General features: G+C 70.3%; 18 protein-coding genes and 1 pseudogene. 4 read left to right on the forward strand and 15 right to left on the reverse strand.

Annotated elements, in window-relative coordinates; genetic code table 11:
* Nucleotides 1–62: 62 nt before the first annotated feature.
* The 6 genes from AMK21_RS26950 to AMK21_RS26975 form a co-directional block, all read right to left on the reverse strand.
* Nucleotides 63–887 (reverse strand): shikimate dehydrogenase, encoded by an 825-nt coding sequence (locus AMK21_RS26950; protein WP_073881799.1) that lies wholly within the window; start codon nucleotides 885–887, stop codon nucleotides 63–65.
* Entirely contained in the window at nucleotides 884–2644 is a 1761-nt protein-coding gene (gene mltG / locus AMK21_RS26955; RefSeq protein ID WP_073881800.1) for an endolytic transglycosylase MltG, read from the reverse strand. The genes AMK21_RS26950 and mltG overlap by 4 nt, the downstream gene beginning before the upstream one ends.
* A 101-nt stretch (nucleotides 2645–2745) precedes the next feature.
* Complete coding sequence (gene ruvX, locus AMK21_RS26960) at nucleotides 2746–3219, reverse strand: Holliday junction resolvase RuvX (protein WP_199863304.1); 474 nt, start codon at nucleotides 3217–3219, stop codon at nucleotides 2746–2748.
* A gap of 8 nt (nucleotides 3220–3227) precedes the next feature.
* Nucleotides 3228–5897: an alanine--tRNA ligase gene (gene alaS / locus AMK21_RS26965; protein WP_073881802.1), complete on the reverse strand. Its 2670-nt coding sequence runs from the start codon at nucleotides 5895–5897 to the stop codon at nucleotides 3228–3230.
* A complete protein-coding gene (locus AMK21_RS26970) occupies nucleotides 5897–6244 on the reverse strand; it encodes a DUF6167 family protein (protein ID WP_073881803.1) in 348 nt (115 codons plus the stop codon). Before AMK21_RS26970 ends, alaS begins: the two co-directional genes overlap by 1 nt.
* Before the next feature lie 7 nt (nucleotides 6245–6251).
* A complete protein-coding gene (locus tag AMK21_RS26975) occupies nucleotides 6252–6710 on the reverse strand; it encodes a DUF948 domain-containing protein (protein WP_073881804.1) in 459 nt (152 codons plus the stop codon).
* 259 nt (nucleotides 6711–6969) lie between these two features.
* Here AMK21_RS26975 and AMK21_RS26980 point away from each other — a divergent pair.
* A pseudogene (locus tag AMK21_RS26980) lies at nucleotides 6970–7788 on the forward strand (ATP-binding protein); the annotation flags it as partial.
* Nucleotides 7789–8068: 280 nt separating this feature from the next.
* Here the strand turns inward: AMK21_RS26980 and rpsD are convergent.
* Nucleotides 8069–8683 (reverse strand): 30S ribosomal protein S4, encoded by a 615-nt coding sequence (rpsD, locus tag AMK21_RS26985; protein WP_015607373.1) that lies wholly within the window; start codon nucleotides 8681–8683, stop codon nucleotides 8069–8071.
* A 188-nt stretch (nucleotides 8684–8871) separates the two neighbouring features.
* Here rpsD and AMK21_RS26990 point away from each other — a divergent pair, with 188 nt between their 5' ends.
* A complete protein-coding gene (locus AMK21_RS26990) occupies nucleotides 8872–9573 on the forward strand; it encodes a DUF2470 domain-containing protein (protein ID WP_073881805.1) in 702 nt (233 codons plus the stop codon).
* Between the two features lie 23 nt (nucleotides 9574–9596).
* Here AMK21_RS26990 and AMK21_RS26995 read toward each other — a convergent pair whose 3' ends face one another.
* From AMK21_RS26995 to AMK21_RS27015, 4 genes are all read right to left on the reverse strand, one after another.
* Complete coding sequence (locus tag AMK21_RS26995) at nucleotides 9597–10964, reverse strand: replication-associated recombination protein A (RefSeq protein WP_073881806.1); 1368 nt, start codon at nucleotides 10962–10964, stop codon at nucleotides 9597–9599.
* A gap of 52 nt (nucleotides 10965–11016) precedes the next feature.
* On the reverse strand, nucleotides 11017–11655 hold the full coding sequence (locus AMK21_RS27000; RefSeq protein ID WP_073881807.1) for a vitamin K epoxide reductase family protein: 639 nt from the start codon (nucleotides 11653–11655) through the stop codon (nucleotides 11017–11019).
* A gap of 872 nt (nucleotides 11656–12527) precedes the next feature.
* Complete coding sequence (gene hisS, locus AMK21_RS27010; RefSeq protein WP_073881808.1) at nucleotides 12528–13790, reverse strand: histidine--tRNA ligase; 1263 nt, start codon at nucleotides 13788–13790, stop codon at nucleotides 12528–12530.
* A 15-nt stretch (nucleotides 13791–13805) separates the two neighbouring features.
* Nucleotides 13806–14495, reverse strand: a complete 690-nt coding sequence (locus AMK21_RS27015; protein ID WP_073881809.1) for an MBL fold metallo-hydrolase — start codon at nucleotides 14493–14495, stop codon at nucleotides 13806–13808.
* A gap of 148 nt (nucleotides 14496–14643) precedes the next feature.
* Here AMK21_RS27015 and AMK21_RS27020 point away from each other — a divergent pair, with 148 nt between their 5' ends.
* Nucleotides 14644–15438 (forward strand): peptidylprolyl isomerase, encoded by a 795-nt coding sequence (locus AMK21_RS27020; protein WP_073881810.1) that lies wholly within the window; start codon nucleotides 14644–14646, stop codon nucleotides 15436–15438.
* Nucleotides 15439–15627: 189 nt separating this feature from the next.
* On the forward strand, nucleotides 15628–16857 hold the full coding sequence (locus tag AMK21_RS27025; RefSeq protein ID WP_073881811.1) for a DUF349 domain-containing protein: 1230 nt from the start codon (nucleotides 15628–15630) through the stop codon (nucleotides 16855–16857).
* A gap of 66 nt (nucleotides 16858–16923) precedes the next feature.
* Here AMK21_RS27025 and AMK21_RS27030 read toward each other — a convergent pair whose 3' ends face one another.
* From AMK21_RS27030 to secD, 4 genes are all read right to left on the reverse strand, one after another.
* Nucleotides 16924–19530, reverse strand: coding sequence for a RelA/SpoT family protein (locus AMK21_RS27030; protein ID WP_073881812.1), 2607 nt, complete (start codon nucleotides 19528–19530; stop codon nucleotides 16924–16926).
* Between the two features lie 148 nt (nucleotides 19531–19678).
* Nucleotides 19679–20230 carry an adenine phosphoribosyltransferase gene (locus tag AMK21_RS27035; protein WP_073881813.1) on the reverse strand — a complete coding sequence of 184 codons (552 nt, stop codon included), beginning with the start codon at nucleotides 20228–20230 and terminating at the stop codon, nucleotides 19679–19681.
* The gene (secF, locus tag AMK21_RS27040; RefSeq protein ID WP_073881814.1) at nucleotides 20230–21339 is read right to left on the reverse strand and encodes a protein translocase subunit SecF; all 1110 of its coding nucleotides are present in this window, start codon (nucleotides 21337–21339) and stop codon (nucleotides 20230–20232) included. The genes AMK21_RS27035 and secF overlap by 1 nt, the downstream gene beginning before the upstream one ends.
* A 1-nt stretch (nucleotide 21340) precedes the next feature.
* The gene (gene secD / locus AMK21_RS27045; RefSeq protein WP_073881815.1) at nucleotides 21341–23119 is read right to left on the reverse strand and encodes a protein translocase subunit SecD; all 1779 of its coding nucleotides are present in this window, start codon (nucleotides 23117–23119) and stop codon (nucleotides 21341–21343) included.
* Nucleotides 23120–23222: the final 103 nt, after the last annotated feature.

A 23222-nucleotide genomic window follows, 5' to 3' on the forward strand; every position in this document is an offset into this window, starting at 1 on the left:
ACTGTGCTCGGTGTCCGGCCGCCGGTCCAGGAACCGGACGCCTCTTCATCAGGTCGAACGTGTCAGCGCGCCGCGATCGCGGCTTCCCCGGCCTGCCGCATGGCTGCCAGCGGGGCGGGGCGTCCAGTCATCTGCTCGACCTGGAGCAGCGCCTGGTGCACGAGGAGGTCGAGTCCGCCGACGACAACGCCGCCGCGTGCCGACCAGACTGCGGCCAGCGCCGTCGGCCACGGCTCGTACAGCACGTCGAAGAGGATGCCCGGGTTCTGCGGTACGTCGGCGGCCACGGAGTCCGTGGTGCCCGCCGGGGTCGTGGCGATGACGAGCGGCGCGCTGAGCGCCTGAGCCCCCTCGGCCCAGTCCGCGACCCGGACGTCCACGCCGAGGCGCTGTCCCCAGCCCCGCATCTCGTCGCCGCGTTCCCGGCTGCGGACGTAGGCCGTGACCGGTCCGGCGCAGATCACCGCGAGCGCGGCGAGGGCGGAGGAGGCGGTGGCGCCGGCGCCGAGGATCGCGGCGGACTCGACCTTCTCCACCCCGCGTTCCCGCAGGGCGGCGATCATGCCGGGGACGTCCGTGTTGTCGCCGACCCGTCGGCCGTCCTCGGTGAACACGACCGTGTTGACGGCCTCCACCGAGGCGGCCGTCGGGCTGATCTCATCCAGCAGCGGGATGACCGCCCGCTTGAGCGGCATGGTCAGGGAGAGCCCTGCCCAGGAGGAGTCCAGCCCCTCGACGAACCCGGGCAGCGCCGCCTCGTCGACCTCGAACCGGTCGTAGGACCAGTCGTCGAGGCCGAGCTCGGCGTAGGCGGCGCGGTGCAGTACCGGGGAGAGCGAGTGGGCGATGGGCGAGCCGAGGACGGCGGCTCTGCGAGTAGGGGTCACTGGCCCGACTTCTTCCGTTCCGCTTCGTACTTCGCCCGGTTGCGGTTGTGCTCATCGTTGGTGACCGAGAAGATCGTCTTGTCCTCGTTGATCGAGACGAAGTAGTACCAAGGGCCAGGGGTGGGATTCAGCGCCGAGTGCAGGGCATCGGCACCCGGGTTGCTGATCGGGCCGGCAGGCAGGCCGACGATCCTGTACGTGTTGTAGGGGTCGTCGATTTGCCGCAGAGTGTCGACAGCCCCGACGTCCAGGGTGCTCTGACCCTTTATGTAGTTGATCGTGGAGTCGAACTCCAGTCGGCCGACCGTCTCCATATTGCCCGGCTTGAGCCGGTTGTAGACGACCCGTGACACCTTGTCGAAGTCGTGCTTGTACTTGCCCTCGACCTGCACGAGGCTCGCCACGGTGACGAGCTGCCACGGGTTCTCGAGACCGAGCTTCTTCGCGCTGCCTTCCAGGCCGAGTTTCCCGTACTCCTTGTTCGCCCGCGTGACCATCCGCTTGAGCGCGTCCTCCGGCTTCGACCCCTTGGCGACCGGGTAGGCCGCCGGGTACAGGAAGCCTTCCAGAGGGTCCTTCACGTCCGGATTGTCATCGGCCCAGTCGGGCAGGCCCAGCGATTCCGCCTTGGTCTTGGCGATCTTCGCCGTGGTGCCCTTCTCGAGTTCGAGGCGCTTGTCGATGTTCGCGTAGATCGTGCTGTTCCTGGTGCCCTCAGGGATCACCAGGAGGTTCTGGCTCTTCGTGTCGAGCATCAGCTCGATCGCGCTGGCCGCCGACATCTCCTTGTTCAGGAGGTAGACGCCCGCCTGGAGCGACTTGCCCTTGGGGTTGTCGTTCTGCGCTGCCACGAAGGCGTCGGAGGACTTGATGACGCCCTTCTTGCGCAGGATGTTGGCGATGTCGTAGCCGTACGAGCCTTCGGGGATCTCGACCTCGACCTGCTCGTCGGTGCCCGACCCCGCGAAGTCGGCCGGGGCGCCGAACTGCTTCTTCCAGTACGTGTAGCCGACGTACGACACTCCCCCGAGGCCGCCGACCAGGACGAGCGAGACGACCAGGCAGGCACAGCCGTTGCGGCTTTTCTTCTTCTTGCCCTTGCCGCCCCTGCGCTCACTGCCGCCTCGGTCCCGGCGCGAGGAGCGTGAGGAGTCGTCGTCCGGGTCATCGTCGTCGTCGCGGGGCTCGCGGGCGGCCGGTTCGTCGGCGCCGGTGAAGAAAGGATGCGTCTCTTCCTGCGGCTGGTCCGGGTCCCAGTCCGTCGACGGCTTCTGCTGCTGCTCGGGCGCCTCGCGGCGGCCCGGCGGCTGCGGCGGCGGGTAGGCCTCGGGCGTGCCGTAGTAGTCGTGCGATTCGCCGTAGCCGGGCTGCTGCTGGGCGTACGGGTCCTGGGGCTCGGCCCCGTACGGTACGGCGGCCCGCTGCCCGGAGTCCCAACCGCCGTCGTACTGCGGCTGGGCCGGGGGCTGCTGACCGTACGGGTCCTGCTGCTGCGCGCCGTACTGCTGCTGGTGCTGGTGCGGCTGCTCGTACTGCTGCTGCGCGTCGTACTGCTGGTGCTGGTCGTACGACTGCTGCTGCGGGTACTGCTGGTGATGGTGCTGCTGGGCGTACGGGTCCTGCGGATAGGACTGCTGCTGGTCGCCGTACTGGCCCTGGCCGTGGTCGGCCTGGCGGCCTCCCCATCCCTGGTCCCCGTACAAGGGGTCCTCGGGATGCCACGGTTCGGAGCCGGGGCCCCGGCCATACTCAGTCATCGATCCCCTAGAGCCGCGAGACGACGTTCCGCCTCTTCGCTTCGCTGTGCGGTGTTTGTTCGAACCACCGACGCATCGCGCGGAACGTTACCGTATCGCGATCAGACAACCACTTCGACGCCCTCGCCCGGGGGATTGCCAGACGCCCGTTCGGACTCCAGAGCGTTCTGAAGGATCACCACAGCGGCAGCCTGGTCGATGACAGACCGGCCCTTCTTGGACTTCACGCCCGAGGCGCGCATGCCCTGAGCGGCCGTCACTGTGGTCATCCTCTCGTCCACCAGGCGCACCGGAACGGGTGCGATCGAACGGGCGAACGCCTGGGCGAAGTCGCGGACCTTGGCTGCCGCCGGGCCCTCGCCGCCGCCGAGGGAGCGCGGCAACCCGCAGATGACCTCGATCGGCTCGTACTCCTCGACGAGTCGGCGGAGCCGCCGGTGGGCGGCCGGGACATCGCGTCCCGGCACGGTCTCCACCGGCGTGGCCAGGATCCCGTCGGGGTCGCACGAGGCGACCCCGATCCGGGCGTCCCCGACGTCGACCGCGAGCCGTCGGCCCCGGCGCATCCGCGTCATGCCGCTCGTCACGCCGTCTCGGTGACGAGGCGTTCGACAGCGGCGACGGCGTCGCCGATGGCGGCCGGGTTGGTGCCGCCGCCCTGGGCGACGTCCGGCTTGCCGCCGCCACCGCCGCCGAGCGTCTTGGCGGCCGTACGCACCAGGTCACCGGCCTTGAGACCGCGCTCGCGGGCGGCCTCGTTGGTGGCGATGACCGTGAGCGGGCGGCCGTTGGCCGTGGTGAACAGGGCCACGACGGCCGGGCGGCCGCCCTGGATCCGGCCGCGCACGTCCAGGACCAGCTTGCGCAGGTCGTCGGCGGAGGTGCCGTCGGGGACCTGGCCGGTGACCAGGGCGACGCCCCGGACGTCCTTGGCGGACTCGACGAGTCCGGCGGCGGCCGCCAGGACCTTCTCCGCGCGGAACTTCTCGATCTCCTTCTCGGCGTCCTTCAACTTGCCGAGCATGCCCGCGATCTTCTCCGGGAGCTCCTCGGGACGGCCCTTGACCAGCTCCTGGAGCTGGGCGACGACCGTGTGCTCCCGGGCGAGGAAGTTGTACGCGTCCACGCCGACGAGGGCCTCGATACGGCGCACGCCGGAGCCGATGGAGGACTCGCCGAGCAGCTTGACCAGGCCGAGCTGGGCGGTGTTGTGGACGTGGGTACCGCCGCACAGCTCCTTGGAGAAGTCGCCGATGGTGACGACCCGGACCCGCTCGCCGTACTTCTCGCCGAACTCGGCGATGGCGCCCTGCTTCTTGGCCTCGTCGATCGACATGACCTCGGCCTGGACGTCGAGTTCGCGCGAGAGGACCTCGTTGATCTTCTGCTCGACGTCGGTGAGGACCGCGCCGGGAACGGCGGCGGGCGAACCGAAGTCGAAGCGGAAGCGGCCCGGGGAGTTCTCCGAGCCGGCCTGGGCGGCCGTCGGGCCGAGCGCGTCGCGCAGCGCCTGGTGGGTGAGGTGGGTGGCGCTGTGGGCGCGGGCGATGGCCCGGCGGCGGGCGGAGTCGATGGAGGCGAAGACCGGAGCCCCGACCGTCACCTCGCCCACCTGGACGACGCCCTTGTGGACGTGGACGCCGGGGACCGGCTTCTGTACGTCGCGGATCTCGATCACGGCGCCGGTGTCGAGCCGGATCCGGCCGGTGTCGGCGAGCTGACCGCCGCCCTCGGCGTAGAAGGGGGTGCGGTCGAGGACGACCTCGACCTCGTCGCCCTCGGTGGCGGCGGGCGAGGGCACGCCGTCGACCAGCAGGCCGACGATGGTGGACTCGCCGGCCACGCTGGTGTAGCCGGTGAACTCGGTGGCGCCGGAGGTGTCGGCGACCTCGCGGTAGGCGGACAGGTCGGCGTGACCGGTCTTCTTGGCGCGGGCGTCGGCCTTGGCCTTGTCGCGCTGCTCCTGCATGAGGCGGCGGAAGCCGTCCTCGTCCACGGAGAGCCCCTGTTCGGCGGCCATCTCCAGGGTCAGGTCGATCGGGAAGCCCCAGGTGTCGTGGAGCAGGAACGCCTTGTCGCCGGCGAGGACCTGGCCGCCGGCGGCCTTGGTCTCGGTGACGGCGGTCTCCAGGATGTTGGTGCCGCCCTTGAGGGCCTTGAGGAAGGCGGCCTCCTCGGCGAGCGCGACCGTCTCGATGCGCTTGCGGTCGGTGATCAGCTCCGGGTACTGGAGCCCCATCGTGTCGATCACGACGTCGACCAGATCCTTGACGACCGAGCCGGTGGCGCCCATGAGGCGCATGTTGCGGATGGCGCGGCGCATGATGCGGCGCAGGACGTAGCCGCGGCCCTCGTTGCCGGGGGTGACGCCGTCGCCGATGAGCATCACCGACGTACGGATGTGGTCGGCGACGACGCGGAGCGAGACGTCCGTGCCCTTCTCGGCGCCGTAGCGGACGCCGGTCAGCTCGGTGGCCTTGTCCATGACGACGCGCAGGGTGTCGGTCTCGTACATGTTCTGTACGCCCTGAAGGATCATGGCGAGGCGTTCGAGGCCGAGACCGGTGTCGATGTTCTTCGAGGGCAGGTCCCCGAGGATCGGGAAGTCCTCCTTGCCGTCGCCGGCGCCGCGCTCGTACTGCATGAAGACCAGGTTCCAGATCTCCACGTAGCGCTCGTCGTTGACGGCGGGGCCGCCCTCGACGCCGAACTCGGGGCCGCGGTCGTAGTTGATCTCGGAGCACGGGCCGCAGGGTCCGGGCACGCCCATGGACCAGAAGTTGTCCTTCTTGCCCAGGCGCTGGATGCGCTCGGCGGGGACGCCGATCTTGTCGCGCCAGATGGCCTCGGCCTCGTCGTCGTCGAGGTAGACCGTGATCCAGAGCTTCTCGGGGTCGAGACCGTAACCGCCGTCCTCGACGGAGTTGGTCAGCGCCTCCCAGGCGAGCTGGATGGCGCCTTCCTTGAAGTAGTCCCCGAAGGAGAAGTTGCCGCACATCTGGAAGAAGGTGCCGTGGCGGGTGGTCTTGCCGACCTCCTCGATGTCCGGCGTACGCACGCACTTCTGCACGCTGGTGACGCGGGGGGCGGGCGGCTTGACCTCGCCGAGGAAGTACGGCTTGAAGGGGACCATGCCCGCGGGTACCAGCAGCAGAGTCGGGTCGTCCGCGATGAGCGACGCCGAAGGCACGGCGGTGTGACCGCGCTCCTCGAAGAAGCTCAGCCAGCGGCGGCGGATTTCAGCCGACTCCATCAGTGGTCCTCTTTCCGGTTGTTCGAGTTGTAGGGGAGCTTGCGGTACGTGTACGGGTGCGCGGCGGGCTCGGCCGCCTCGACGGCGTAGTGCCGCTGCACGGGGAGGTCGGGGTCGACCGGTGCCTCCAGGCCCAGGGCGCCGCCCAGTTCGGCTTCGCGCCGGACCATGCCCTCACGGACGTCGAGTGCGAAGTCCTTGAGCTTGTGGCCGGTCTCGATCGCCTTGTCCGCGGCCTGCGCCGCGAGGCTCTCGGGCGTCAGCTGCTTGAGCTTGCGGTTGACCTTGGTGGTGGCCCAGACACCGGCGGCTGCGCCGGCGGTGAACCAGAACGTGCGGCGGAACATCGCTGGATCAGTCCTTCTGTCCGCGGGTGTTTCGGCGTTCGCGCTTGCGTCCGCGCGCCGAAGGTACGGTCCGGCCGACGATCACCGTGCGGCGGGAGGAGCGGCTCCGCGCCGGTTCCGGCTCGGGCTCGGGGGCGGTGCGGCGGCCAAGGGCCTGCCGGACGCCGTAGCCGAACGCGGCGACCTTGACGAGCGGTCCGCCGAAGGTGGAGGCGACGGTGGTGGAGAGCGCGGAGGCGTTGGAGGTGACCTCCTGGACGTCGCTCGCGATGGCGTCGACCTTGTCCAGCTGGGTCTGGGCGGAACGCACCGTCGCCGAGGCGTCGGCCAGCAGCGGAACGGCCTGTTCCGTCACGTCAGCCACCAGCTTGGTGGTCGCCCTGAGTGTCTGGGCCAGCCTCACCAGCACAACGGCGAGGAACGAGACCAGGATCGCCCAGAAGACGGCCACGAGGATCCCGGCCACCTCTCCACCGGACACTGTGCACCGCTCTCTGCTCGTCGCTTGTAGCTTCTGCCTGTCGCCCGGCCCCGGCGGGGGCCTGCCTCGTCGGTGCGGCGGGCTCCTGCCCGTGCGCCCGATCGTCGTCCCACGAGCCTATCGCGCCGCACATCTCCTCCCGTACCGCATTCCCGGCGGGCCCCGCGGCATTCTCCGGCCTCGGGGACGGGGCCCGGCGGCAAGCTCGTACGGAGAGCATGCGGGCCAGCACCCTGCGTGTTTCATGCGACGCCTGCAGCACCCCTTCACCGGCCCGGATGATCCGGACTCCTCGCGTTCCACCCCGGCCGGGAACGTCCCGGCGGAGTTGGACCGGTTCGTGGGCCGCGAGACCGAACTGGCGGCGCTGGGCGGGCTGCTGGAGGAGTCCAGACTCGTCACCGTCGTCGGAGTGGCGGGCGCGGGCAAGACCCGGTGTGCCGGCAGGGTCGCCGCACTGACGGAGAAACGGTACTGCGACGGGGTCTGGCTCGCCGAGCTGTCCCCGGTCCGCGAGGCCAGCCTGCTGGAGCACGCCGTGGTCGAGGCGCTCGGGCTGACCGACCACACGGGCGGACCGCCGCGCACCGTGCTCGTCGAGAACCTCCGCGAGCTCCGGTGCTGCTGGTGCTGGACGGTTTCGAGCACCTCGTCGACGCCTGCGCCGACCTGGTACGGGAACTGCTGCGCCGGGCGCCGGGGCTCCGGGTACTCGCGGCCGGGCGCCGCCCTCTTCTGGTGCACGGTGAAGTGACGTTCACCCTCGCCCCCCATGTGCGACGAGGACGCGGTGGAGCTCTTCTCGGAGCGGGCCCGCTCGGTACGGCCGGACCGGGAGCCGACCGCCGCGGACCGGGCGGCCGCGCTGGAGCTCTGCCACCGCCTCGACGGGATTCCGCTGGCGCTGGAACTGGCGGCGGGGCGGCTGCGCGCCCTCTCGGTCGCTCAGGTGCTGCTGCGCCTGGACGACCGGTTCCGGCTGGCGACCGGCGGCAGTCGCGGCGTTCCGCCCCGCCACCGGGCGCTAAGCGCGCGGCGGATGCTCGGGGAGCGCCTGTCGATCGGCCGGACCTTCGACGACCTGCTGGCCACCGCGCTCTCGCTGGAGCTGCAGGTGCGGCAGGAGCTGGGGGACGCGGCGTACGAGGCGGGGCTGCGGGCCGGGAAGCGGCTGGATCTCGCCACCGCGATCGAGCGGGCGCTGGGTGGGGCGGTGCCCGGGAGCGCCGCGAAACGCCCGGGGCGGAGGGTGGTCCCGCTGCCGGGGGAACGCGAAGGCCCGCCGCCTCCCGGATGACAGGGAGGGGCGGGCCGGAGCGCTGGTGAGAGCGGCTACGCCTGGATCAGCGGGCGTAGTACTCGACGACGAGCTGCTCGTCGCAGATCACCGGGATCTCCTTGCGGTTCGGGTCCCGGTCCAGGCGGAAGGCCAGGGCCTTCAGGTTCACCTGGAGGTAGCGCGGGGTCTCACCGTCGGTGTCGTAGCCACCCTCGCGGGCCACCTGGAAGGGGACCTTGGTGCGGCTGCGCTCGCGGACCTGGACGACGTCGTCGGGGCGCACGCGGAAGGACGGCTTGTCGACCTTGCCACCGTTGACCTCGATGTGGCCGTGGACGACCATCTGACGGGCCTGGTAGATGGTGCGGGCGATGCCCGAACGCAGGACCAGGGCGTCGAGACGGCGCTCGAGCTCGACGACCAGCGCCTCGCCCGTCTTGCCTTCGGCCTTCTTGGCACGGTCGTAGGCGCGCGCCATCTGGCGCTCGCTGATGTCGTACTGCGCACGCAGGCGCTGCTTCTCCAGCAGACGGACCTTGTAGTCCGAGTTCTGCTTGCGGCCACGGCCGTGCTCGCCCGGCGGGTACGGACGAGCTTCGAAGTACTTGACAGCCTTGGGCGTCAGAGCGATGCCGAGGGCACGCGACTTCTTGACCTTGGGACGCGACTGGTTAGGCACGTTCTCCAGACCTCCGTTGTAGGTTAGGTTAGGCTTACCTTACTCAAGGAGATCGCATGTCTCGCCCTGGGAACACCACTCACGTCACGGACAGCACAGACAGCGGCAGCACACCTGAAGGTGCTGCTACGACGGAAGGCCGATCTGATCGTGGTCAGCCGCGTCCCAGCGGGCTTGAAAACACTCGGATGCCGTCAGCAGCCGAGCGCACACGAACTCTCGTACAGAGTACCTGTTCCGCGCTGCTCGTCGTACCGGGGCTCGATCTGGCCCGCGTCGAACCTCTGGTCCCGGACAGCAGGAGCGTGGGTCCGGAGGGTGACCTGTTCCTCGAATTCCCCGCGGATTCCCCGGCTGTGCGGGCCGCGACACACGCGCAGGGCGACGAGCTGCCGGCCGTGCTGGAGATCACGGACGTCGCCCCGGTCTCCGTGCCCCACCGCATCCGCGGCCGCGCATGGGTCTCCGGCTGGCTCACCCCCGTACCCGGCCTCGCGGAACCGGGCCGCATGATGCTGCGCCTCGAATTCGGAGAGGCGTACGTGGACGACCTCTGGGGCGCCGAGGACATCGAGGCGGAGGACTTCCGGGACGCCGCCCCCGATCCGCTGGCCGGTCACGAGGTGGAACTGCTCCAGCACCTGCACTCGGCCCACGACGACCGGATGCGCACCCTGTGCGGGCTGCTGGGCGAGCGCACGGCGCGGGCCTGCTCCTCCCGCCGGCCCACCGCCGTGCCCGTGGCGCTGGACCGCTTCGGGCTGCGGGTGCGCTTCGTGGAGGACAAGAGGTCGTGCTTCGACGCCCGCTTCGAGTTTCCGGAGCCGGTACGGGACGTCACCGAGCTGCGCCGGGCGATGCACACCCTCTTCGAGGCGGCCGCGTCCTGATCCCTGACCCGCCACCGGGCGGGTCAGGACGGGTCAGCGCCTCCATGAGTACGGCCCAGGCGCTCGCGGACCCGCTCGACCACGTCCGCGTACCGCGCCTCGGCGCCGTGCCGGGTGGGGGTGTAGTACTGCCGGTCGCGGACCGCGTCCGGGGCGTACTGCTGGGCGGCGATGCCGCCCTGGACGTCGTGCGGATAGACATAGCCCTGGGCGTGGCCGAGCTTGGCGGCGCCCTTGTAGTGGCCGTCGCGCAGGTGGGCCGGGACGGGTCCCGCGAGCCCCTTGCGCACATCCTCCTGCGCGGCGGAGATCGCGAGGGTCGCCGCGTTGGACTTGGGCGCGAGCGCGAGGGCGATCGTGGCGTGGCTGAGGGTCAGCGCCGCCTCCGGGAAGCCGATCATCGCGACGGCCTGGGCGGCCGCCACCGCCGTCGACAGGGCGGTGTGGTCGGCGAGGCCGATGTCCTCGCTGGCGGAGATCATCAGCCGCCGAGCGATGAACCGGGGGTCCTCCCCCGCCTCGATCATCCGGGCCAGGTAGTGCAGGGCGGCGTCCACGTCGGAGCCGCGGATGGACTTGATGAGCGCGCTGGCCACGTCGTAATGCTGGTCGCCGTCGCGGTCGTACTTCACGGCGGCCCGGTCGACGGTCGCCTCGACCGTCTCCAGCGTGATCTCCGCCTCGTGCGTGGCGAGCGCCGCACCGGCCGCCGCCTCCAGGGCCGTGAGCGCCCGGCGCGCGTCGCCGCCCGCGATGCGCAGGAGATGCGCCTCCGCGTCCTCGGGCAGGGTGACGGCTCCGCCGAGCCCGCGCTCGTCGGTCAGCGCCCGGCGCAGCAGATCGCGCAGGTCGTCGTCGGTGAGCGGCTCCAGGGTGAGCAGCAGGGAGCGCGAGAGCAGCGGGGAGATGATCGAGAAGTACGGATTCTCCGTGGTGGCGGCGATCAGGGTCACCCAGCGGTTCTCCACGGCGGGGAGCAGGGAGTCCTGCTGGGCCTTGGAGAAGCGGTGGATCTCGTCGAGGAAGAGGACGGTCTCCTTGCCGAAGCCACCGGTGGCGCGGCGCGCGCTCTCGATGACGGCCCGGACCTCCTTGACGCCCGCGGTGATCGCGGAGAGCTCCACGAACCGCTTGTTGGTGGCCTTGCTGACCACGTACGCCAGGGTCGTCTTCCCGGTGCCGGGCGGGCCCCACAGGATCACCGACGACGCACCGGCCGGGCCGCCGCTCCCCTCGACTAGCCGGCGCAGCGGCGAGCCCGGCTTCAGCAGATGCTGCTGGCCGACGACCTCGTCGAGGATGCGCGGACGCATCCGGACAGCGAGGGGGCTGCTGGACGGGTCCTTCTCCTGGCGGTCTTCGGCGGCTGCGGTAAAGAGGTCGGGCTCCACGCCATGAAGCCTATGCGACCCCACTGACAGTGCCCCGATCGGCGGGTGCCGTTCAGCTGGTCCAGAAGTCCCACCAGCGCGTCAGGATCAGCATCCCGATGATCCCGATCCACAGCACCGGCGGCACCCAGGGGAACTCGGTCAGCCCGCTGCGCAGCCACGCGGGCGCGGGAAGGATGCGGTGCTTGATGTTGTGCGTGGTCACGTAGCAGAACATGATGATCGTCGCGACCCAGGCCAGGCAGCACCACAGGCAGAGCGAGTTGATGTTGTACAGCGACTGGTACTGGAGCCAGGTGCAGAAGCCGACGCCGAACAGGGTGCCCGCGTTGAGGCCGAGCCAGAACCAGCTGCGGTAGCGGGCGCCGGCCAGCAGGCCCACCCCGATGGCGATGACCATGCCGTACGTGACCAGGCCGAGCATCGGGTTGGGGAACCCGAACGCCGAGGCCTGCTCGCTCTTCATGATGTTGCCGCACGCGACGACCGGGTTGAGGCTGCAGCCCGGCGTGAAGGAGGGGTCCTCCAGCAGCTTGAACTTGTCGATGGTGATGACCCAGGAGGCCAGCAGACCGGCCGCGCCGGTGATCACCAGGAGCAGGGCGAGCCCCCGTCCGGCCCCGAAGGTGCGCTTGCCGCCGTCCTCGTCCTGGTCGGACGGGGAGAGGTGGTCTACCGCTGCAGTCGTCATATCGCCGTTCCATCACTGAGTGGTCAGCCGGGCACGGTCATTGTGCCGCACCTCCGGACGGGTCAGCCGTTCGGTGGACATAAAGGTGTACGGCCGGCGTCCGGTAAATCGCGGCCACCACAGGATGCTCGGGCCCATGACCGAACACACGGTGGTTGTACATGAGGATGAATCGGCACCCGCCGGGTTGACGGCAGGGGAATCGGCCACCCGCGAGGCCCCCCGCCCTTCCCGCACCGGTCCGGGCGTCGGAGGAGGGCCGTTGTGTCCGCCGGCGCGTTCGCACGATGAGCCCTCGGCGCCTGAGGAGCGCGGGACCCCGATGCATGGGCCCGACCGCTGCGCCCCTGGGACGGGTACTTCGGCGCGGTCTGGGCGGAGGCGGGCGCCGTGCAGAGCACTCCCGGCTCGGGCACGACGGTGACCGTACGCCGGGTCCGCGGGCCGAGGCGCTCCGTGCTGACCTGCTGCCGGACATCGTGCTGATGGACCTGCGGATGCCGGGCGGCGGAGGCGTGCAGTCTATCCGCCGGATCCGGGCGGCGGGGCTGCCGTGCCGGGTGGTCGTGCTGACGACGTACGAGGGCGACAGCGACAACCCGCGGGACCTGAAGGCGGGGCGTCCGGCTATCTGCTCAAGGACCTGGGGCGGGCGGAGCTGGCGGAGGCCGTGCGGGCGGCGGCTGTTCATCGAAAAGTCGACGGTGAAGACCCGTCTGCTGCGGGCCTTTGCTGCGGGCCTTCGGGAAACTGGGCGTGAACGACCGGACGACGGAGGTGACAGGGGCGATGCGGCAGGGGCTGCTGTGAACGGCCGGACGCGGGCGGGGAGGCGTGAAAGCCCTCCCGCCCGCGCTCCGTTCCGCCGTGTCTCAGCCCAGCCGTTTCGTCAGCTCCGCCACGACCTCGGCGAGCGGCACCGCGCTCTGCTCGCCGGACTCCATGTCCTTCAGCTGAACGGCTCCCTCGGCCAGATCGCGCTCGCCGGCCACCAGGGTGTAGCGCGCGCCCGAGCGGTTGGCGCTCTTCATCGCGCCCTTCAGACCGCGGCCGCCGAAGGCGAAGTCGGCGGCGATGCCCGCACGGCGCAGCTCGGTGACGACGGCGAACAGAGCCCGGCGGGCCTCCTCGCCGAGCGGGACCGCGTAGACGCTGGTGGTGACGGGCAGGTCGAGCTCGACGCCCTCGGCCTCCAGCGCGAGGACCGTGCGGTCCACGCCGAGGGCCCAGCCGACCGACGGCAGCGCGGGGCCGCCGATCATCTCGGAGAGGCCGTCGTAGCGGCCGCCGCCGCCCACCGCGGACTGGGAGCCCAGGCCGTCGTGGACGAACTCGAAGGTGGTGCGGGTGTAGTAGTCGAGGCCGCGGACGAGCTTCTCGTCGTCCTCGTACACGACTCCGGCCGCCGTCAGCAGCGCGCGGACCTCCTCGTGGTACGCCTTGCAGGCGTCGCAGAGGTGGTCGCGGAGCTTGGGCGCGTCGGTGAGCTGCTTCTGTACGTCGGCCCGCTTGTCGTCCAGGACGCGCAGCGGGTTGATCTCGATGCGGCGGCGGGTCTCCTCGTCGAGGTCGAGGTCGCGCAGGAAGGTCTGGAGCGCTTCCCGGTAGACGGGGCGGCACTCCTTGTCGCCGAGCGAGTTCAGCAGGATGCGGAACTGGCGCAGGCCCAGCGAGCGGTACGCCTGGTCGGCCAGGATGATCAGCTCGGCGTCCAGGACCGGGTCCTCGGTGCCGATGGCCTCGGCGCCGACCTGCGAGAAGTGGCGGTAGCGGCCCTTCTGCGGGCGCTCGTAGCGGTAGTACGAGCCGGAGTACCAGAGCTTGACGGGGAGGTTGCCCGCCTTGTGCAGGTTGGCCTGCAGAGCCGCGCGCAGGACGGACGCGGTGCCCTCGGGGCGCAGCGCCAGCTGGGAGCCGCCCTTGGTGGTGAGGGTGTACATCTCCTTGGTGACGATGTCGGTGGACTCACCGACACCGCGCGCGAAGAGCTCGACGTCCTCGAATCCGGGTGTCTCGATGTAGCCGTAGCCGGAGTCGCGCAGGGGCGCGGAGATGGCCTCGCGCACCGCCAGGAACTTCGCGGAGTCCGGCGGGGTCAGGTCGTACGTGCCCTTGGGGGCCTGGAAGGTGCTCACGGATACGTCTCTCGTCTACATTCCGCGGCGCGGCGCCGCGTCCAGACCGTTCAGGAACGGGTTGGAGGCGCGCTCGCGGCCGATGGTCGTCTGGGGGCCGTGGCCGGACAGCACCACGGTCGAGTCGTCGAGGGGCAGGCACACTCGGGCCAGCGACTCGAGCAGCTCGGCGTGGTCGCCGCCGGGCAGGTCGGTACGTCCGACGGAGCCGGCGAAGAGCAGGTCGCCCGAGAAGAGGACCGGCGGAATGTCCGCGGCCTCGGGCATCCCGAACGTCACCGACCCCTTGGTATGGCCGGGCGCGTGCGAGACGCCGAACTCCAGCCCGGCCAGGGTCAGCTTCGAGCCGTCGGCCAGCTCCTTGACGTCGTCCGGCTCCCCCACGGTCAGCTCGCCCATGAGCGGCATCCCGATGGAGCGGCCGAGCGCCTTCTCCGGGTCGCTCATCATGTAGCGGTCCTCGGGGTGGATCCAGGCGGGGACGTCATGGGCGCCGCAGACGGGGACGACCGAGGCGACATGGTCGATGTGGCCGTGGGTGAGCACGACGGCGACGGGCTTGAGCCGATGCTTCTTCAGCGCTTCCTCGACGCCCTGGGCGGCCTGGTGGCCCGGGTCGATGATCACGCACTCCTCACCGGCGGCGGGGGCGACCAGGTAGCAATTGGTCCCCCAGGCCCCGGCGGGGAACCCGGCAATGAGCACGATCGTCCTTAATGTTCGTCCGGAGGATGCGGCAGCGGTGAAGGATGCAGCAGATCAGAGCCTACCGGCGCTCCTCATGACACAGGTAACCCATATACGGTACGGGCAGCCCAGCCCCGATCTCACGACGTCACAAGGAGCCCAACCGGTGTCCAGCAGCGAACAGCGGCGGCGGCAGCTCGCCCGGGAGAAGTTCGAGCGCCAGCAGAAGCGCCGGGAGGAAGCCCGTCGCAGGACGAGGCGCATCACCGCGATCGTCGCGGCCTCGGTGGCCGTGGTCGCCGTCGTGGGTGTGAGCGCGTTCGTCGTGGCGGGCAAGGACGACGGCAAGAGCGACAAGAAGGCCGACGCGGCGGCGAGCCCAAGCCCGGAGCCGACGCCCTCGGAGAGCGAGAGCAAGGCTCCCCAGCCGCCGATGACGATCGACAAGAAGGCGACGTACACGATGTCGCTGGGGACGAGTCAGGGCGACATAGCGTTCGCCATGGACGCGGCGAAGACCCCGCACACCGCGAACTCCTTCAAGGCGCTCGCCGACAAGGGCTACTTCGACGGGACGAAGTGCCACCGCCTCACCACGCAGGGCATCTTCGTCCTCCAGTGCGGCGACCCGAAGGGTGACGGCACCGGCGGTCCCGGCTACAACATCCCGGACGAGAACCTCACGGCGCTCGGCAAGGCAGGGGACGACGGCACGGTGACGTTCCCCGCGGGCACGGTGGCGATGGCCAACACCGGCCAGCCGGGCACCGGCGGCAGCCAGTTCTTCCTGGTCTACAAGGACACCAAGCTGCCCCCCACGTACACCCCGTTCGGCAAGCTCGACAAGGCCTCGCTGAAGAACGTGGAGGAGGTCGGAGCCGCGGGTGTCGAGGGCGGCGCGGGCGACGGTGCGCCGAAGAAGGCCGTGGAGATCGAGAAGGCGACCGTGAAGAAGAGCTGATCCGGCCGCACGCCCCCTCACCCCGGGCCGCGGGCGGGAGCGGATAATTTCAGCCGCGCTGAGTGCGGACAGCCGGGCGGCCGGTCGCCTAGATTGGCGTTGTGCAGGGCGGGCGAGGCCCGCCCGAGGAAACTGTGGACGATGCCCGGGGGGCGAACCCCCTCGCAGGCATCAGGTGGAGGAGGCGCTGTGAGCAGCGACCCGTGGGGCCGCGTCGACGAGACGGGCACCGTGTACGTGCGTACAGCCGACGGCGAGCAGGTCGTCGGATCGTGGCAGGCCGGTTCCCCTGAGGAGGCCCTGGCCTATTTCGAGCGCAAGTACGACGGCATTGTGGTCGAGATCGGCCTCCTCGAACGGCGGGTGAAGACCACCGATCTGTCGGCGAAGGACGCGACGACCGCCATCGACCAACTGCGCCGGCAGGTGGACGAGCACCACGCGGTGGGCGACCTGGACGCACTGCGCAAGCGGTTGGACGCGCTCGTGGCGACGGTCGAGGCGCGGCGCGAGGAGCGCAAGCTCCTCAAGGCCAAGCAGACCGACGAGGCCAAGCACGCCAAGGAGGCGCTGGTCGCCGAGGCGGAGGAGCTGGCGCAGAGCGAGCAGTGGCGGTCGGCCGGTGAGCGGCTGCGGGCGCTGGTGGACACCTGGAAGGGTCTCCCCCGCCTGGACCGTAAGTCGGACGACGAGCTGTGGCACCGCTTCTCGCACGCCCGCTCGGCGTTCTCCAAGCGGCGCAAGGCCCACTTCGCCGCGCTGGACGCCCAGCGCGAGGACGCCCGTAAGGCCAAGGAGAAGCTGGTCACCGAGGCCGAGGCGCTGTCCGGCTCCACGGACTGGGCGACCACGGCCGCGCGCTACCGGGACCTGATGACCGAGTGGAAGGCGGCGGGGCGCGCCCAGCGCGAGGCCGAGGACGACCTCTGGAACCGCTTCCGCGGCGCCCAGGACGTCTTCTTCGCCGCCCGCAGTGAGGTCTTCGCGGAGCGGGACGCCGAGCAGGGCGAGAACCTCAAGCTCAAGGAGGAGCTCGCCGCAGAGGCCGAGAAGCTGGTGCCGGTGAAGGAGCTGAAGGCGGCCCGGGCCGCTTTCCGGGGGATCAACGAGCGCTGGGAGGCCATCGGCCACGTACCGCGTGACGCCCGGCCCAAGGTCGAGGGCCGGATGCAGGCGGTGGAGCGGGCACTCCAGGAGTCCGAGGAGTCCGAGTGGCGCCGGACGAACCCGGAGGCGCGGGCCCGCGCCGAGGGTCTGACCGGTCAGCTCCAGACGGCCGTGGACAAGCTGCGGGGCCAGATCGACACCGCGCGCGCCTCGGGGAACAACGCCCGCGCGGACAAGCTGGCCAAGGAGCTGGAGGGCCGGCAGGCGCTGCTGGACCAGGCTCTGAAGGGCCTGGAGGAGTTCGGCGGCTGACGCCGTCTGCAAAAGGAGGGGCCCCGGTACGCGATGCGTACCGGGGCCCCTCCCCCGTATGTGCTGTTACGGCCTGCGGGCCGAGGTTACCCGGTAGACGTCGTAGACGCCCTCCACGCCGCGTACGGCCTTCAGGACGTGGCCCAGGTGCTTCGGGTCGCCCATCTCGAAGGTGAAGCGCGAGGTGGCCACCCGGTCGCGGGAGGTCTGGACCGCCGCCGAGAGGATGTTCACGTGCTGGTCGGAGAGGATCCGGGTGACGTCGGACAGCAGTCGGGAACGGTCCAGCGCCTCGACCTGGATGGCGACCAGGAAGACCGAGGACTGGGTGGGGGCCCACTCGACCTCGAGGATCCGCTCGGGCTGCTGCGAGAGCGACTCCACGTTGACGCAGTCGGCGCGGTGCACCGAGACGCCGCTGCCCCGGGTGACGAAGCCGATGATCGGGTCGCCGGGGACGGGCGTACAGCAGCGGGCGAGCTTGACCCAGACGTCCTCGACGCCCTTGACGACGACGCCGGGGTCGGCGTTGGCGCGGCGTTTGCTGCGGCCGTGCGAGGGCGGGGTCGACTCGGCGAGGTCCTCGTTGGCCTCGTCGTGGCCGCCGAGGGCCTGCACCAGCTTCTGCACGACGCCGGCCGCCGCGACATGGCCCTCGCCGATCGCCGCGTACAGCGAGGAGATGTCGGGATAGCGCATCTCGTGGGCGAGGGTGACCAGGGAGTCGCCGGTCAGGATGCGCTGGATCGGCAGGTTCTGCTTGCGCATGGCCCGCGCGATGGCGTCCTTGCCCTGCTCGATGGCCTCGTCGCGGCGCTCCTTGGAGAACCAGGCCCGGATCTTGTTGCGGGCGCGCGGCGACTTGACGAAGCCGAGCCAGTCCCGGGAGGGTCCGGCGCCGGCCGCCTTGGAGGTGAAGACCTCGACCAGGTCACCGTTGTCGAGGGTCGATTCGAGCGGGACGAGCCGCCCGTTGACGCGTGCTCCTATGGTCCGGTGGCCGACCTCGGTGTGGACGGCGTACGCGAAGTCGACGGGGGTCGCGCCGGCGGGCAGCGCTATCACGTCGCCCTTCGGCGTGAAGACGAAGACCTCGTTGCGCGAGAGGTCGAAGCGCAGGGACTCCAGGAACTCGCTGGGGTCCTCGGTCTCCTTCTGCCAGTCCAGGAGCTGGCGCAGCCACGCCATGTCGTTGACGGTGTCCTGGCCACGGCCGGTGTTCTTGGGGATGTCGGTGCGCACCTTGGAGGCGCCCGCGACGGCCTCCTGCTTGTACTTCCAGTGCGCGGCGATGCCGTACTCGGCGCGGCGGTGCATGTCGAACGTACGGATCTGGAGCTCGACGGGCTTGCCGCTGGGGCCGATCACCGTGGTGTGCAGCGACTGGTACATGTTGAACTTGGGCATCGCGATGTAGTCCTTGAACCGCCCGGGCACCGGGTTCCACCGGGCGTGGACGGTGCCGAGCGCCGCGTAGCAGTCGCGGACGGTGTCGACGAGGACGCGGATGCCGACCAGGTCGTAGATCTCGGCGAAGTCGCGGCCTCGCACGATCATCTTCTGGTAGACGCTGTAGTAGTGCTTGGGGCGGCCGGTGACGGTGGCCTTGATGCGGGCGGCGCGCAGGTCGGACTGGACCTCGTCGGTCACTATGGCGAGGTATTCGTCGCGCTTGGGGGCCCGCTCGGCGACGAGGCGGACGATCTCGTCGTACATCTTGGGGTAGAGGATCGCGAAGGCGAGGTCCTCCAGCTCCCACTTGATGGTGTTCATGCCCAGCCGGTGCGCCAGCGGGGCGTAGATCTCCAGCGTCTCGCGGGCCTTCTTCTCCTGCTTCTCCCGCTTGAGGTAGCGCATGGTGCGCATGTTGTGCAGCCGGTCGGCGAGCTTGATGACCAGGACCCGGGGGTCCTTGGCCATGGCGACGACCATCTTGCGTACGGTCTCGGCCTGCGCGGCCTCGCCGAACTTGACCTTGTCCAGCTTGGTGACGCCGTCGACGAGGAGGGCGACCTGGTCGCCGAACTCACGCTTGAGGGTGTCCAGGCCGTACTCGGTGTCCTCGACGGTGTCGTGCAGCAGCCCGGCCATCAGGGTGGCCGGATCCATGCCCAGCTCGGCGAGGATGGTGGTGACGGCGAGCGGGTGCGTGATGTATGGATCGCCGCTCTTGCGCTTCTGGCCGCGGTGCCAGCGCTCGGCCACCTGGTAGGCACGCTCGATCTGGCGGAGGGTGGCCGTCTCGATCTTGGGGTCGTTGCCCCGGACCGTGCGCAGGAGGGGTTCGAGAACCGGGTTGTACGGGCTGGAGCGCTGTACGCCCAGTCGGGCGAGGCGGGCCCGCACCCGGTTGGAGGAACCGCCGGAGCGGGGGGCGGATCCGGCCGGGACGACGGGCTTCACAGAAGGCGGGGGCGTGGGGGCCGGAGGCTTTTGCTGCGGTGTGGCGGCCGGTCCGGCGGGGGGCTGGGCCTTCGGCTCCGGGCGCCCGGGCGTGGCCGGTTTCGTCGGTCCGGCGGGCTTGGGGGAATCCTGGGGGCTCGTGGGGCGTGCCTCGGGCTCCGGGGGCGCGGGCTTCGGCGCGTTCGAGGGCGCGGCCTTCCCGGGCGTGGCGGGGGACGCCACGGGCTTGTCGGGCTGCGGGGCGGCGGCTGACTGGGCCTCGTCTGGCAAGAGCGCTCCTCGTGCGGATCCGGGGTACCCGGAGAGCCCATGGTATCGATCCCCCGGCGGGACCTCGCCCGGGGACGGTGAGAGCTTGGAGAACGAAGGGCGGGCACCCGGATGTTCCCGGGTGCCCGCCCTTCCCGCTCGGTGGTTCTCAGACCGTGATCAGCGCTTCCAGCGGAGCGCCGCGCAGCCCCGGCTCCAGCCGGGCCCGGCCCGCGAGGAAGCCGAGCTCCATGAGGACCGAGACGCCCGCGATCTGGGCGCCGGCCCGCCGGATGAGCTCCAGCGAGGCCTCGGCGGTGCCGCCGGTGGCCAGGACGTCGTCGATGACCATGATCCGGTCCTCGGCTTCGAGGTCCTCGGCGTGGATCTCGATCTCGGCGCTGCCGTACTCCAGCTCGTAGGCCTGGGCGAGCGTGGCTCCGGGCAGTTTCCCGGCCTTGCGGACCGGGACGAAGCCGATGCCCGCCCGGATCGCGACGGGCGCGGCCAGGATGAAGCCGCGCGCCTCCAGACCGACGATCTTCGTGGCGCCGTGCCGTACGCACAGCTCCGCGAGGGCGTCGGTGAGCGCCGTGAAGGCCACCGGGTCCGCCAGCAGCGGGGTGATGTCCTTGAACACCACACCCGGCTTCGGATAGTCCGCGACATCGCGGATCCGGCTGAGCAGCAGCTCCCTGGTGGATTCGGTGGTGCTGGTCATCAGCGCTTCCCCGGCATGCGGCCGTGGCCGCGGGGCTGCTGCCGCTGGCCCACCACGGCGCCCGCGGTCTCGGCGTCCTCGGTGGTCACCTCGTTCCGGTACGCGGGGCCGTCGTCCTCGGGGGACTCGCCCCGGGCGGCGGCGGCCGCGCGCTTGGCGAGGACCCGCTTCTTCAGCGCCTTCATCTGCGGCTCGCGTTCCTTGAGGTCGGCGACGAGCGGCGTGGCGATGAAGATCGAGGAGTACGCACCGGCGGCGAGGCCGACGAACAGCGACAGCGAGATGTCGTTCAGCATGCCGGCGCCGAGGACACCGCCACCGATGAACAGCAGGCCGGCCACCGGGAGCAGCGCCACCACGGTGGTGTTGATGGAGCGGACCAGTGTGCTGTTGATCGACCGGTTGGCGATCTCGCTGTACGTGAAGCGAGTCTGCTTGGTGATGTCCTTCTGGCCCTCCTTGAGGCTGTCGAAGACCACCACCGTGTCGTACAGGGAGTATCCGAGAATGGTCAGCAGACCGATCACCGTGCCCGGGGTGACCTCGAAGCCGACCAGCGCGTAGACACCGACCGTGATGGTGATGTCGTGGATCAGCGCGATCAGGGCGGCGACGGCCATCCGCCACTCGAAGGCGATCGCCAGATAGATCACCACCAGGACCATGAAGACCCCGAGACCCGTCCAGGCCTTGTTGGCGATCTGCTCACCCCAGCTGGGGCCGACCAGGTCCGCGTTGATCTGCTCGGCCGGGATACCGAGCTCTTCGGAGAGGGTCTCCTTGATCTCGTTGGCCTTGGCCGTGCCGACCTCGGTGATCTGGATGCGCAGACCGCCGTTGCCGAGTTCCTGGACGATGGCCAGGTGGCCGGAGGCGTCGGTCGCCACCTCCGTGGCCTCGGCGGTGGAGATCTTGGCCCGGGTGTCGGTCGTGAAGACCGCGCCGCCCTTGAACTCGATGCCCATGTTCAGGCCGCCGACCGCCACGCCGATGATGGCCGTGATGGTGATCAGTATCGAGACGCCGTACCAGATCTTGCGGTTGCGGATGAAGTCGTAACCGACCTCGCCTCGGTAGAGCCGGGCGCCGAGATTGCCGAGTCGCGACATCTCACGCCTCCTTCGGTTCGGTGGAAGCGCTGACACGGCGCGAGCGGCGCAGCGGCGGCTGGGCGCCGAGCCGCTTCGGGTCCAGACCGGACCAGGGACCGCCGTGGGAGAAGAACTTGGTCCGGCCCATCAGCGTCATCAGGGGCTTGGTGAAGAGGAACACCACGACGACGTCCAGCAGCGTGGTCAGGCCGAGCGTGAACGCGAAGCCCTGGACCTTGCCGACGGTGACGAGGAAGAGCACCGCGGCCGCCAGGAACGACACGAAGTCGGAGACCAGGATGGTGCGCCGGGCCCGAGGCCAGGCGCGCTCGATGGCGGGGCGCAGGGTGCGGCCTTCGCGGATCTCGTCTCTCACGCGTTCGAAGTACACGATGAAGGAGTCCGCGGTGATACCGATGGCGACGATAGCGCCACAGACCGCCGGGAGGTTCAGCGCGAAGCCGATGGCCGGGCCCAGCAGGGACATGATCGTATACGTCAGTACGCCGGAGACAAGCAGGCTGAGCAGGGCGATGAACGCCAGCCCGCGGTAGTAGGCGACCAGGTAGATCACGACCAGCGCCAGACCGATGGCGCCGGCGATCAGACCGCCCTTGAGCTGCTCGCTGCCGAGTGCGGCGGTCACGGTGGTGACGCTGACCTCCTCGAAGGTCAGCGGGAGCGCACCGTAGGACAGGATGTTGCCGAGGTCCGCGGCGGACTCCTGGTCGAAGCTGCCGGAGATCTGGGCGTTCTTGCTGAGTGCTGTCCGCACGGAGGGGGCGGAGACGACCTCGCCGTCCAGGACGATCGCGAACTGGTTCATCGGCGGCTGCTGCTGCGAGAGCCGGCTGGTGATCGTCTGGAACTTCTTGGCGCCGGCGGAGGTGAACTCCATCGACACGATCCACTCGCCGGTCTGCTGGTCGATGGCGCCCTCGGCGTCGTCGACGTCGCTGCCGGAGACCTCGGCGGGGCCGAGCACGTACTTCTCGTAGCTGCCGGGGACGTTCGAGCCACAGGCGACGATGGAGTCGGTGGGCAGGGCGTTCTTGCCCGCGTTCGTGCGCTGCTCGGGATCCGTGCAGTCGAGCTTGGCGAACTCCTCCTGGAGCTTGGCCGTCGCCGGGTCCGCCGAGGGCGAGGCCTCTGGTGTGCCGGACGGCTTGGGCTCGCCGGAGTCCGTGGGGGTCGGGGTGGGGGCCTTCTTCAGGCCCCCGGTGACCGCGCGGCCCTGAGTGGTGGCGCTCGCGGAGGGGGTGGCCTCCGAACCGGTGGCCTCCTCGCCCTTGTCGTCAGGCTTCGGGGACGACGCCTCGCCGCTCGGCGTCGCACTGCCCGACGGGGTCGGTGTCGCGGTGCCGGTGGGCGCCGGCTGCTCGGGGCCGCTCGCCGCCACCGTCAGAACGGGCCGGAAGTAGAGCTGGGCGGTGGTACCGACCTGCTCCTGGGCCTGCTTGGAGTTCGTCCCCTTGGGGATGTTGACGATGATGTTGCGATCGCCCTGGGTCTGGACCTCGGCCTCGGAGACACCCAGCCCGTTGACACGCCGCTCGATGATGCCGACCGCGGTGTCCATGTTGGTCGGGTTGATCGCGTTCGGCTTGCCGGGCTGGTTCTGTGCCTCCAGCGTGATCGACGTCCCGCCGGCGAGGTCGATGCCCAGCCGCGGCGTGGTGTGCCCGGACAGGAACATCCCGCCGGTGAGCGCGACCATGGCGATGAGGATCAAAGCCAGGGCACGCCCCGGCCTCCCCTGACCGCCGGACGGCCCTCGGCCCTTCTTGGGTGCTGCCACCTTCTCGTTTCTCCCTGTCCAACCGCCCCGCGCCGGGTACGCGCCCGAGCGGCCACGAAGTGTTGTGGGGACCCGCCCCCGCAGACGACCTGCACGGTCCCGG

It is taken from the genome of Streptomyces sp. CB00316, assembly GCF_001905595.1.
In the GTDB taxonomy this organism is placed as follows: domain Bacteria; phylum Actinomycetota; class Actinomycetes; order Streptomycetales; family Streptomycetaceae; genus Streptomyces.